Raw genomic sequence first — 11608 nt, 5'->3', positions numbered from 1 at the left:
GCTGACCATCATCCGCGGGAGCGATGTCGTCGGCGCGTACGGCCACAGCCCCGACCGCCTCACCGCGATCGCGGAGAGCGCTTTCGCCCTGCTGCCCCGCCCACGCCACCACTGACAAGGACACGGCCGGCCTCGTCGCACCGGCATCCGATGCGGCCGGCCCCTTCGACGCCGCGCAGACACGGCCCGCAGGTTCACGCGCCGCCGGGCGGCGTCTGGGCGGTTGGCGAAGAACTGCGCCCGCCTCCAGTCGAGTTACTCCACCGCATGCGCGGTGTCGCCGGACTTGAACTGCACGGTCAGTCGCCGAACGCCTCGCCGCAGCAGACGGGGGCACCGGCCGCCGCTGCGCCAACTGGGACCGCCTTTGCGGCAATTCGTGCCAGTGCTCCGCCTCGATGCCCTCGTAGAGCCGGGTGCCGTCCCCGCGGACGCGGGCAGCGGTACGGACTCCCGCTGGGCGTCGACGAGTCGGCGACCGGCCCGATCGCCGCCATCCCGCGCCAGCGCCAGCGCCAGCCACAGGTCCGCGAGGCCCCCCGACCTGCTGCTGGACATCACACCCCGTGTTCGGCGTCGAGACCAAGACGATGGGCTGCATGACCTCGCAAGACCACATGACCCGTCCGAACTGACGGCAATGGGCTTACCTGCCTGTTCGCGAGGGGTCTCGGCGCAGGGCACGGTGAAGGCCGGCCCCGGCCCGGTGACCGCGCCCGCCGTGGTCGCCTGCACCACCGTCCAACGCGGTGACGTGATCGCGGCCGACGCCGACGGAGTGCTGCGCGTTCCCCTGCTGCGCCGCCCGCACACGCTCGGCCACCGCCGTCGCGACCACAGAGAAAGCTGCCCCAGCATACTTGACAACCCAGTACAGAACTGCCTAGATTTCCGACCGTTCAGTACACAACCATCCTGGACTCGCCGTACCGGCTTGGTCCGGGCTTGCAGGACCGGTGGGGACCGTGTCGGCCTGAGCACAGGCGACCCCGCACAGGGCACGACGAAGTCATGCCCACAACCGAAGGAACCACCATGCAGACAGCTTCCCCCGTGGCCCTCGTGACGGGCGCCTCCTCCGGGATCGGGCGGGCGGCAGCGCTCGCCCTCGTGGGTGCCGGCTTCGCGGTGGTCGGCACCAGCCGCAACGCGGCGAACGCCGAGCCGCTCGCCGGGGTGACGTTCCTCGATCTCGACGTGTCAAGAGACGAGTCGGTCCGCTCCCTGGTCGGGGAGGTGATCGATCGGTTCGGCCGGATCGACGTCCTGGTCAACAACGCAGGCGTCGGCGCGGTCGGCGCCGGCGAGGAGAGCTCGATCCACCAGGCCAAGGAGGTCTTCGACATCAACGCCTTCGGCGTGATGCGGATGACCAACGCCGTGGTGCCCCACATGCGCGCCCAGGGCAGTGGCCGCGTGGTCAACGTCTCCTCGGTACTGGGTCTGATCCCAGCGCCCTTCATGGCCGTCTACGCCGCCACCAAGCATGCGGTCGAGGGCTACTCCGAGTCCGTCGACCACGAGCTTCGCGAGCACGGCGTCCGGGTGCTGCTGGTCGAGCCGGCCTACACAAGCACGAGTTTCGAGGCGAGCAGCATGGCACCCGACTCGCCCCTGCCGATCTATGCCGCACAGCGGGAGGTCTCCCGAGATGTGCTGGCCACGGCCGTGCGCAACGCCGACGCCCCGGACGTTGTCGCGAAGGTGATCGTCGCGGCCGCCACCGATTCCAAGCCCAAGCTCCGGTACACCGCCGGCCCGATGGCCCAACGCGTCAGCCTCCTGCGCCGGATCGTGCCCTCGCGCGCCTTCGACAGACAAATCCGCAAGCTCAACCGACTGGCCGGCTGACCCCGCGTACACCCGGCGCCCGAGGAGACGCACATGGAGTTCGAACACGTCACCTTCGACCTGCCACACGGCACCTTTCACGCGCTGCAGGGTGGTGACCCCGATGGTCGACCGACGGTCGTCCTGCACGGCTTCCCGGATCATCCGCCGACCGCGAAGCCCTTCCTCGCCGAGCTCGCCCGCCGCGGACGTCACGTCGTCGCACCCTGGCTTCGCGGTTACGCGCCGTCCCCGACCGCGGGGCCGTTCGACTTCGCATCCCTCACCGGCGACGTGCTCGCGCTGATCGACCGCTGGTCTCCGGGGCGAGCCGTGGAGTTGGTCGGCCACGACTGGGGCGCCCTGATCACCTACGATGCCGTCGTCACCGCGCCGGAGCGGATCGAACGCGCGGTCACGCTCGCAGTCCCCCACCCCATCACGTTCCTGAGCCGGCCGCGCCTCGCTCAGCTACGCCGGATCTGGTACATGGGGCTCTTTCAACTGCCGGGAAGCGGCTGGATGGCCGGCGCCCGCGATCTCGCCTTCATCGACCGCCTCTGGCGTCAGTGGTCGCCCGGCTTCTCGCTCGATCCAGCGCTGCAGGCGGAGCTGCACGAGCACCTGCGGGCGAGCATGCCCGCGCCTCTGAAGTACTACCGGGCGATGCTGCGACCCGGCATGATTGGGGCGACGCGCCGCCTGTCTCAACCGATCGCGGTGCCCCTGCTGCAGCTTTACGGAGCCGACGACGGCTGCTTCCTCCCCCCGAAGGTCGACGACCGACATCGGTTCGCCGCCCCGCACGCGATGGAGGTCGTCCCCGACGTCGGTCACTTCCTGCACATCGAGGCCCCCGAGGCGATCGCGGAACGGATCGCGGCATGGACCCAGTAGCAGATCACACCACTCGAGGTGGGAGACGTATGGCACAGACCGCGGACGCTGCGCGGACCGTCATCATGACCGTGGACGACGATCCCGGGGTGTCCCGGGCCGTCGCCCGGGACCTACGACGGCGCTACGGCCAGTCCTACCGGATCGTGCGCGCGGAGTCCGGCGAGTCCGCGCTGGAGGCGCTGCGCGAGCTGAAGCTGCGCGGTGACCTGGTCGCGGTGATCCTGGCCGACTACCGGATGCCCCAGATGAACGGCATCGAGTTCCTCGAACAGGCCCTGGACATCTATCCGGGCGCCCGGCGTGTGCTGCTGACCGCGTACGCGGACACGAACGCGGCGATCGACGCGATCAACGTCGTCGACCTCGACCACTACCTCCTCAAGCCGTGGGACCCGCCCGAGGAGAAGCTCTACCCGGTCCTGGACGACCTCCTTGAGGCGTGGCGGTGCAGCGACTACCGGCCGGTGCCCGCCACCAAGGTGGTCGGACACCGCTGGTCGGCCCGCTCATCGGACATCCGGGAGTTCCTGGCCCGCAACCAGGTGCCCTACCGCTGGTACTCGGCCGACGAGCCCGAGGGGCAGCGGCTGCTCGCGGCGGCCGGACAGGACGGGCAGCGGCTGCCCCTGGTGATCACTCCCGACGGCACCCCGCTGGTCGAGCCGGAGGCCCCCGAACTGGCCGCGCAGGTGGGACTGGCGACGACACCCACGGCCGACTTCTACGACCTGGTCGTCATCGGCGGCGGGCCGGCCGGGCTGGGCGCGGCCGTGTACGGGGCCTCGGAGGGCCTGCGTACGGTGCTGGTGGAGCGGTCGGCGACCGGCGGGCAGGCCGGGCAGAGTTCGCGGATCGAGAACTACCTGGGCTTCCCCGACGGGGTGTCCGGCGGCCAGCTCACCGACCGGGCGCGACGGCAAGCCACGAAGTTCGGCGCCGAGATCCTCACCGCGCGTGAGGTGACCGGTCTGGAGAGCAGCGGGGCGGCCCGGCTCCTACGGTTCGCGGACGGGTCGCAGATCGCGGCGCACAGCGTGATCCTGGCGACCGGGGTGTCGTACCGGCAGCTTCAGGCGCCGGGTGCCGACGAGCTGTCGGGCCGCGGGGTGTTCTACGGGTCCGCGCTCACCGAGGCCGCCGCCTGCCATGGCCACGACGTGTACATCGTCGGCGGCGCCAACTCGGCCGGGCAGGCGGCGATGTACCTGTCCAGGGGCGCCAAGTCGGTCACCCTGCTGGTGCGCGGAGCGGACCTCACCGCGTCGATGTCGCACTATCTGATCCAGCAGATCGCCGAGTCGCCGAACATCTCGGTGCGGGCCCACACGGTCGTCGAGGCCGCACACGGCGAAAACCAACTGGAACAGCTGACGTTGCGCGACACGACGTGCGGGGCGACCGAACGGGTCGACGCGCAGTGGCTGTTCGTGTTCATCGGCGCGGCACCGCTGACCGACTGGCTGGACGGCACGGTGCTGCGGGACGAGCGCGGGTTCATCCTCGCCGGGCCCGATCTGACCGCCGACGGGCGGCCACCGGCCAACTGGGAGCTGGACCGGCCGCCGTACCACCTGGAGACCAACATCCCCGGCGTGTTCGTCGCCGGGGACGCGCGCGCGGAGTCCGCGAAGCGGGTCGCGTCCGCCGTCGGAGAGGGAGCCATGGCCGTGATGCTCGTCCACCGGTATCTGGAGCAGTCGTGAGCGGGCGGCTGATGCCGTGCAGCGCGGCGGAGATCAGCTCGCTGTTCCTCTTCGAGAAGCTGAACTCCGAGCAGATCGAAAGGCTGTGCAGCGAGGGACGGGTCGAACTGTTCGACCCCGGGCCGGTGTTCACCGAAGGTGACCCGGCGACCTGCTTCTACGTGATGATCGAGGGCACGGTCGTCATGTCGCGCCGGGTGGGCGGCGACGACATCGAGGTGAGCCGCACGTCCCAGCCAGGGGTGTACGCGGGGGCCGTGCGGGCGTACGTCGGGGACGGGAAACCGCAGCGGTACCCCAACTCGTTGCGGGTGTCGGAGCCGACGCGGTTCTTCGTCCTGCCCGCCGAATCGTTCGCGAACTTCATGCACGAGTGGTTTCCGATGGCGGTCCATCTCCTGGAGGGGCTCTTCCTCGGTTCGCAGACCTTTCAGCGGGCCGTCGGGCAGCGCGAACGGCTGCTGGCGCTGGGCTCGTTGTCCGCGGGTCTCACCCATGAGCTCAACAACCCGGCCGCGGCGGCCGTACGGGCCACCTCCTCGCTCAGGGACCGGGTCGCGCACATGCGCGACAAGCTCGGCGTCATCGCCTCGGACCCCTACCACAGCGACGCCCTGAAGGCCCTGGTCGACCTCCAGGAGCGTACGGCCGAGCGGGTCTCCAAGGCGCCGGCACTGAGCCCGCTCGAAGCGTCCGACCGGGAGGACGAACTCTCCGACTGGCTCGACGACCACGGCGTCCAGAACGGCTGGCAGATCGCGCCGACCTTCGTGCAGGGCGGTCTCGACGTCGACTGGCTGGAGCAGATCGCGGCAGCCATCGACGACGAGGAGATCCTGCCGAGTGCCATCGAGTGCCTCAACTACACGGTAGAGACCGAACTGTTGATGTCCGAGATCGAGGACTCCGCCACCCGTATCTCGCACCTCGTCGACGCCGCCAAGCAGTACTCGCAGCTGGACCGCGCGCCCTACCAGGTCGCCGATGTGCACGAACTCCTCGACAGCACGCTGTTGATGCTGTCGGGCAAGATCGGTCCGCAGGTCAAGGTCGTGAAGGAGTACGACCGTTCGGTGCCGAGGATTCCGGCCTACCCGGCTGAACTGAACCAGGTGTGGACCAACCTGATCGACAACGCCGTCTCCGCCATCAAGGGCGCGGGCGGCGAAGGGACGTTGACCGTACGCACCGCTCTGGTGCACGACCGGCTGCTGGTGGAGTTCCGCGACACGGGCCCGGGAGTGCCGGCCGAGATCCGCGGCCGGATCTTCGACCCGTTCTTCACCACCAAGCCGGTGGGCGAGGGCACGGGGCTGGGGCTCGACATCTCCTGGCGGATCGTCGTCAACAAGCACCACGGTGACCTGAAGGTCGAGTCCGTACCCGGCGACACCCGCTTCCAGGTGCTGCTCCCCCTCACCGCCACCGACCCCGATACGCCCGATACCGTCCCCGACCCGGCCCAGGAGCCCTCATGACCAAGGACACCGGAATCGATCCCGGTGTCCCGCCCAGCGGGGCCGGCTGCGTCGAGTGCGACGCCGACGGCGGCTGGTGGTTCCCGCTGGTCGCCGGGACCCGGCACCCGCACCACGGGGTGACTCTCGGCCAGTTCGTTGAGAGCCGACCATGTCGCTGCGGCGCAGCCCAAGCTGGAGGCACGTGGCAGCTACAGAAACTCCGACCGATCGATCACGGACTCCTACCGGTGTCACACCCCGACTGGCCCTGACCGCGGTCGGGTCCGCTCGGCAGCCTCACCGAACGCTCAACCATTTCGCAGGTTCGCATGACCACGTTCGCCAGTAATCGCCGGCGTACCACGCTGAGCCACCACGCCGCGCCGAGCCCCTTCCGGCCGTTCCCGTTCCGGCGTGGGGCTCAGCCCGAGGCGCCCACCTCGTTGCGTGGGGCTCCGTCGCCGGCCGGGGGCAGGTCACCGCGTTCGACCGGCATACCGTGGGGCGGGGTCTTGTCGCGGTGGCGGCGCGGGAGGAGGAAGGCCAGTTCGGCGTCGGTGGGGCGGTGGGCGGCGAGGGCGGCGGCCCGCAGGGCGTCGCGGTCGACGGCGCCCTCGGCGGCGCTGATCCGGACGAGGTGACCGTTCTCCGGAACCACGTACTCGTGCTGTCCCGCCGAGGTGCGGTACCAGGCGTCCCCGTCGCGCTCGCAGCTGACCGCCTCGCCCGTGCCCTGGCCCACCGGCTCCTCGGCGCAGCTCCCGGCGGTCATCGTGCCCCGGTCGACGAGGAGCAGGAGCTGTGCGCTGTTCCTGCGGGACCAGTAGGCGGCGGAGAACCCGTCGGCCCCGTACACGCCGACCGACTGCCGGGCCAGCGTGAACCCGGGGGACTCGGTGACATAGACGAGCCCCGGCGCGAGGCCCAGCGCCTCGGCACGGGCGTGCAGCTCGGCCCGGTTGGGGGGCGGTGGCGGCGGCTCCCGGTCCGCGACCACGACCTTCTCGGTCCCGCAGGCGGTGAGCAGCAACGGCAGCAACGCCAGGGGCAGCAGTACACGCGCGGTACGGAGCATGGACATGCCGTCCATCCTGCCGCACAGATGTTCCACAGGTGAGCCAAAGAGTCCGTTCCGTGAGAGCGCTTACCCAGATGCCCGAGACGCCGATGTCCGAGCCGGCGGTGTGCGAGACGCCGGTGTCCGATTCCTTCAAGACCGGTCGTCGCCGGTCGTCCTACGGTGGCCGCATGACTCCACGACTCGACGCGATCGGAATGGTGGCCTCGGACATGGCCGCCTCCGTCACCTTCTACCGCAGGCTCGGTTTCGCCTTCCCCGAGGGCGCCGAGAATCTCCCGCACGCCGAGGCCCGACTGCCGGGCGGGCTACGGCTGCTGCTCGACACCGAGGAGACCGTCCGCTCGTTCCATCCGGAGTACCGCCGGGGGACGGGCGGCGGCGCCGGGCTGGCCCTGCTGTGCGACAGTCCGGCCGAAGTCGACGCGGTGTACGACGAGTTGATCGACGCCGGATACGACGGTGAACTCAAGCCCTGGGACGCGGAGTGGGGCCAGCGCTACGCCGTGGTCCTCGACCCCGACGGCAACGGCGTCGACCTCTTCGCACCACCCCTGCCGTCGCCCGCCGAGGGCTGATCGCTACCGCCCACCGAGCAGCTCGCCGAGCGGCAGTCCCGCCAACTCCCGTACGTCACGGGCGAGATGCGCCTGGTCGGCGTAGCCGGTCCGGGCCGCCGTCTCGGCGAAGGGCACGCCGTCCCGGGCGAGCGCGAGCGCCCGCTGCAGCCGCAGTACGCGGGCCAGCGTCTTCGGCCCGTACCCGAACGCGGCAAGCGACCGCCGATGCAACTGCCGGGCGCCGAGCCCGAGTTCGTCGGCGGTCGCCGCGACGGGCCGGCCCGCGCCGAGGGCGTCGACGACCTGCCGCAGCACCGGGTCGGGCCGCCGCACCTCGGCCGCCCGCTCCAGGACCACCTCTTCGAGTCCGCTCGCCGGATCGTCCGCCGCGTTCACCCGGGCGGTGAACCGCCGCACAACGGCCGGCGCCCACAGCTCGGCCAGCTCCACCCGCCGGTCCCGCAACTCGTGCGCGGGGACCCCCAGGAAGTCGGGCGCCTGACCGGGGAAGAACCGGAGCCCCGCCCAACTGCCGGCCCGCCCTTCGATGACGTACGCCGTCGTGTCCGGCCCGGCGACCAGCAGCCGCCCGTCGTTCCACAACAGGTCCATGCACCCGTCGGGTAGGACCCGCCCCGCACCCGGCGGCCCGCTCGGACTGTTGGTCCACACCACGGCCCCACCCAGCCGAGACGGCTTTTCGGCATACACAAGAAGAAGGCTACGCCCGGGGCCACCGGACACCACCGCGCCCTCCAGGGGCGCGGGGAAGTGCGCGAGCAACCACGACCCACCCGCAGACCGCAGACGCCCCCGCCCCCACGGCGCCCCACGGCACTCCCGCGCTCCCGCCCTCCCCACCTACCCAGCCCGCCGATGCTCCTGCGGACTCACCCCGTACACCCTCTTGAACGCGCTCGACAACGCGAACGCGCTCCCGTACCCCACCCGCCGGGCGATCGCCTCCAGCGTGTCCTCGCTGTCGCGCAACCGGTCCGCGGCCAGCGCGAGCCGCCACCCCGTGAGGTACGTCATCGGCGGCTCCCCCACCAGTTCGCTGAACCGGCGGGCCAGCGCCGCCCGGGAGACCCCCGCCTTCGCGGCCAGCGAGGTCACCGTCCAGGGATGCGCGGGGTCGTCCTGCACCAGCCGCAGCACCCGCCCCACCACCGGATCGGACATCGCGGCGTACCACTTCGGGGGCGCCGCGTCCGGCCGGGCGAACCACGCCCGCAGCGCGGCGATGACCAGCAGGTCGAGGAGCCGGTCGAGGACGAGTTCCTGACCGGGCTCGTCGCGCACGATCTCCTCCATGAGAACGGGCGTGAGGGGACACGGCCACTCCTCGGAGGTCAGGGTGAGCAGTGGTGGCAGCGCGTCGAGGAGGCGTCCGCCGACCTCGCCCTGCCAGAGGTACGTGCCGATCAGCACCACCGCCGAGCCGTCGAGCCGGTCGCCCCAGGAGCGGACGCCGAGGTCCATCGAGCCGTTGAGGGGGCGGCCGTCGGGGTAGCTGCACTCGGCGCCCGGCAGGATCACGGCCTGGGGCGGGGTCGTGGGGTCGTCGGCGCAGGTGTAGGGGTCGGGGCCGCGTGCGATGGCGAGGTCGCCGGCGCGCAGCCGTACCCGCTCCCCGCCGCCCTCGTCGGGGACGATCCAGGCGTCGCCCCGGACCATGAGCATGACCGTGAGCGGTGCGCGGTCCTCCACGCGTACGGACCAGGGAGGGTCGAAGCACGCACGGATCATGAAGGCGCCACGGGCTCGCGGGCCCTCCAGCAGGCCGGTGAGTGCGTCCATGTCCGTCAGCGTAGACGCGCGCTTATGGGAATGAGCCGTTCGGCGATGGGGTGCGGGAGCGCGGGGCCCTTCACTGGAGGCATGACGGAGAACACGGAGAACACGGAGAACACAGCACGTACTCAGGACATGACGGTGGTGGTGACGGGGGCCTCGGGGCGTACGGGCAGCCGGGTCGCGGAGGCGGCGCGGGCCGCCGGCCTCACGGTGCGGGCGGCGTCCCGCGCGAGCGGGTTCGACTGGCTGGACGGGTCCACCTGGGCGCCGGCGCTGCGCGGGGCGGACGCGGCGTACCTGGTGTACCCGTCGGACATCGGGGCGCCGGGGGCCGCCCCGGCGATCGGCGGGGTCGCCCGGGAGGCGGTCGCGCAGGGCGTACGGCGACTCGTGCTGCTGTCGGCGCGCGGGCAGGATCTGGCGGCTCCCGCCGAGCAGGCCGTGCGGGCGTCGGGGGCGGAGTGGACGATCGTGCGGGCGGCGTGGTTCATGCAGAACTTCAGCGAGGGGCCGCTGGTGGAGGGGTTGCGGCAGGGGGAACTGGTGTTTCCCGGTGGTGAGGTCCAGGAACCGTTCGTCGATGTGCGGGACATCGCGGACGTGGTGGTCGCGGCGCTGACGTCGGGCGACGCGTACGTGGGGCGGACCGTGGAGGTCACGGGGGCGCGGCTGTTGAGCTTCCGGGAGGCGGTGGCGGAGATCTCGGCAGTCATGGGCAGGGCGTTGGCCTATGTGCCGGTGTCGGCGCGGGACTACGGGGATCAGTTGCTGGGGTTCGGGGTGCCTGCGGAGGAGGTGGCGTCACTGGTGGAGGCGTTCGAGGGCCTGCTGGACGGCCGCAACGCGAGCGTCTCCGACGGGGTGCGGGCGGTGTTGGGCCGTGAGGCGCGCGACTTCGGCGAGTTCGTCCGGGAGGCGGCGGGGGTGGGGGTCTGGAAGGCGTGAGCGCGGGCGCGGGGCGGGGAGTGTGAGCGCCGTGGGGGTGCGGGTGCTTCGCGGGCTGCGGGCCGTGCGTGGTTGCTCGCGCAGTTCCCCGCGCCCCTGAAGACCCCTGCCCCCCGGCACTGACAACGCGCCGCTCACTTGCCGCCTCAAAAGCTCACGGCCAGCCGGCACCTGACGACGCACCGCTCACCTGTCTGCTGCTTACTCCTCCCCCTTCTTCGCCGGAGACCGCAGCCTCGACGTCACGTCCTCCGGGGGCAGGAAGCGGGACCAGCGTTCCGGGAACTCGGAGGGCATGTCGGGGTCCTCCGGGTCGTGGGAGCGGGCGGCGGCGGCGCGGGCCACGTACTCGGCGGCCTGCTCCTCGCGGAGGCGCTCGTTGGCGGCGCGGGCGGCGGCCGTGGCGGCGGCGGGCCAGACGCGGTCGATCGCGGCGTTGACGGCGGCGCCGACGAGGACGGCGAAGGCGCCCACACCGATCCAGAGGAGGACGGCGACGGCGGCCGCCAGGGAGCCGTAGATCGTCGCGCCCTCGACCGTGTTCGTCAGGTAGATGCGGAGCAGGAAGCTGCCGAGCACCCACATGCCGAGGGCGACCAGGGCGCCGGGGACGTCCTCGACCCAGGGCGAACGGACCGGCACGGACACGTGGTAGAGCGTCGTGAGGAAGACGATGGACAGGACGATGACGACGGGCCAGTAGAGGACCTGCACGACGGTCGCGGACCAGGGGACGATCCGGACGACGGCGTCGGGGCCGGCCACCATCAGCGGCAGGGCGATCGAGCCGATCAGCAGGGCGACGATGAACAGCAGGAACGCCATGAGGCGGGTCTTGACGATGCCACGGACCCCGTCGAGGCCGTACATGACGGTGATGGTGTCGATGAAGACGTTCACCGCGCGGGAGCCGGACCACAGGGCGAACAGGAAGCCTATGGAGATGACGTCAGGGCGACCGCCCTTCATCACGTCGTCCAGGATGGGCTGCGCGATCTGCGCGACGCCCTTCTCGGACAGGATGGTGCGCGACGCCTCCAGCAGGTTGAGCTCCAGGCTGGCGATGGTGTCGGCGCCGGTCCAGTCGTCGACGTAGCCGAGCAGACCGATCATGCTGAGCAGCAGCGGCGGCACGGAGAGCAGCGTGAAGAACGCCGCCTCGGCGGCGAGGCCCAGGATGCGGTACTCGATGCAGGAGTTGACGGTGTCCTTCAGGAGCAGCCAGGCGGTCCTGCGCTTGGAGACGTCCCGGTAGAGGGCGCGGGCACGGTGGAGACGCCCGTGAGGGCTCTCGGACGGTGGGGGTGACTGACTTGCTGGCTGCACGCCCTAAAG

11 protein-coding genes and 1 pseudogene are annotated in these 11608 nt (G+C 71.3%); 8 read left to right on the top strand and 4 right to left on the bottom strand.

The annotated features are described in order from the left end of the window. The first annotated feature begins 274 nt into the window (after positions 1 to 274). From PUR53_RS48110 to PUR53_RS48105, 6 genes and pseudogenes are all read left to right on the top strand, one after another. Positions 275 to 1066, top strand: coding sequence for a hypothetical protein (locus PUR53_RS48110; RefSeq protein ID WP_443080278.1), 792 nt, complete (start codon positions 275 to 277; stop codon positions 1064 to 1066). Beyond that, a complete protein-coding gene (locus tag PUR53_RS10105) occupies positions 1036 to 1851 on the top strand; it encodes an oxidoreductase (RefSeq protein ID WP_329894985.1) in 816 nt (271 codons plus the stop codon). The genes PUR53_RS48110 and PUR53_RS10105 overlap by 31 nt, the downstream gene beginning before the upstream one ends. 33 nt (positions 1852 to 1884) lie before the next feature. After that, on the top strand, positions 1885 to 2727 hold the full coding sequence (locus PUR53_RS10100) for an alpha/beta fold hydrolase (RefSeq protein WP_329894984.1): 843 nt from the start codon (positions 1885 to 1887) through the stop codon (positions 2725 to 2727). Positions 2728 to 2756: 29 nt separating this feature from the next. After that, on the top strand, positions 2757 to 4433 hold the full coding sequence (locus PUR53_RS10095) for an FAD-dependent oxidoreductase (RefSeq protein WP_329908054.1): 1677 nt from the start codon (positions 2757 to 2759) through the stop codon (positions 4431 to 4433). Positions 4434 to 4444: 11 nt separating this feature from the next. Beyond that, a complete protein-coding gene (locus PUR53_RS10090) occupies positions 4445 to 5911 on the top strand; it encodes an ATP-binding protein (protein WP_443078033.1) in 1467 nt (488 codons plus the stop codon). Next, positions 5908 to 6000, top strand: a pseudogene (locus tag PUR53_RS48105) (UBP-type zinc finger domain-containing protein); the annotation flags it as partial. The gene PUR53_RS10090 and the pseudogene PUR53_RS48105, both read left to right, overlap by 4 nt. 314 nt (positions 6001 to 6314) lie before the next feature. On the opposite strand, the gene PUR53_RS10085 reads toward PUR53_RS48105, so the two are convergent. Then, positions 6315 to 6968 (bottom strand): hypothetical protein, encoded by a 654-nt coding sequence (locus PUR53_RS10085; RefSeq protein ID WP_329894987.1) that lies wholly within the window; start codon positions 6966 to 6968, stop codon positions 6315 to 6317. 173 nt (positions 6969 to 7141) lie between these two features. Here PUR53_RS10085 and PUR53_RS10080 point away from each other — a divergent pair, with 173 nt between their 5' ends. Continuing rightward, complete coding sequence (locus tag PUR53_RS10080; protein WP_329908053.1) at positions 7142 to 7549, top strand: VOC family protein; 408 nt, start codon at positions 7142 to 7144, stop codon at positions 7547 to 7549. Positions 7550 to 7552: 3 nt separating this feature from the next. Here PUR53_RS10080 and PUR53_RS10075 read toward each other — a convergent pair whose 3' ends face one another. After that, positions 7553 to 8242: a helix-turn-helix domain-containing protein gene (locus PUR53_RS10075; protein ID WP_329908052.1), complete on the bottom strand. Its 690-nt coding sequence runs from the start codon at positions 8240 to 8242 to the stop codon at positions 7553 to 7555. Between the two features lie 150 nt (positions 8243 to 8392). After that, complete coding sequence (locus PUR53_RS10070) at positions 8393 to 9331, bottom strand: AraC family transcriptional regulator (RefSeq protein WP_329908051.1); 939 nt, start codon at positions 9329 to 9331, stop codon at positions 8393 to 8395. An 81-nt stretch (positions 9332 to 9412) separates the two neighbouring features. On the opposite strand from PUR53_RS10070, the gene PUR53_RS10065 reads away from it, so the two are divergent. Continuing rightward, complete coding sequence (locus tag PUR53_RS10065; protein ID WP_329908049.1) at positions 9413 to 10273, top strand: NmrA family NAD(P)-binding protein; 861 nt, start codon at positions 9413 to 9415, stop codon at positions 10271 to 10273. A gap of 201 nt (positions 10274 to 10474) precedes the next feature. Here the strand turns inward: PUR53_RS10065 and PUR53_RS10060 are convergent, their stop codons facing one another. Continuing rightward, positions 10475 to 11599 (bottom strand): YihY/virulence factor BrkB family protein, encoded by a 1125-nt coding sequence (locus PUR53_RS10060; protein WP_329894978.1) that lies wholly within the window; start codon positions 11597 to 11599, stop codon positions 10475 to 10477. Between the last annotated feature and the right edge of the window lie 9 nt (positions 11600 to 11608).

The organism is Streptomyces sp. SP18BB07 (assembly GCF_036322545.1).
Taxonomy (GTDB): domain Bacteria; phylum Actinomycetota; class Actinomycetes; order Streptomycetales; family Streptomycetaceae; genus Streptomyces; species Streptomyces deccanensis.
This window is presented reverse-complemented; position numbering and strand designations above follow the sequence as displayed.

Bases quoted from the DNA above. Each gene is read 5' to 3' on its own strand.
- PUR53_RS10105 (WP_329894985.1), top strand. From the start codon at position 1,036: ATGCAGACAGCTTCCCCCGTGGCCCTCGTGACGGGCGCCTCCTCCGGG.
- PUR53_RS10070 (WP_329908051.1), bottom strand. From the start codon at position 9,331: ATGGACGCACTCACCGGCCTGCTGGAGGGCCCGCGAGCCCGTGGCGCC.
- PUR53_RS10080 (WP_329908053.1), top strand. From the start codon at position 7,142: ATGACTCCACGACTCGACGCGATCGGAATGGTGGCCTCGGACATGGCC.
- PUR53_RS10100 (WP_329894984.1), top strand. From the start codon at position 1,885: ATGGAGTTCGAACACGTCACCTTCGACCTGCCACACGGCACCTTTCAC.
- PUR53_RS10090 (WP_443078033.1), top strand. From the start codon at position 4,445: ATGCCGTGCAGCGCGGCGGAGATCAGCTCGCTGTTCCTCTTCGAGAAG.
- PUR53_RS10085 (WP_329894987.1), bottom strand. From the start codon at position 6,968: ATGCTCCGTACCGCGCGTGTACTGCTGCCCCTGGCGTTGCTGCCGTTG.
- PUR53_RS10095 (WP_329908054.1), top strand. From the start codon at position 2,757: ATGGCACAGACCGCGGACGCTGCGCGGACCGTCATCATGACCGTGGAC.
- PUR53_RS10065 (WP_329908049.1), top strand. From the start codon at position 9,413: ATGACGGAGAACACGGAGAACACGGAGAACACAGCACGTACTCAGGAC.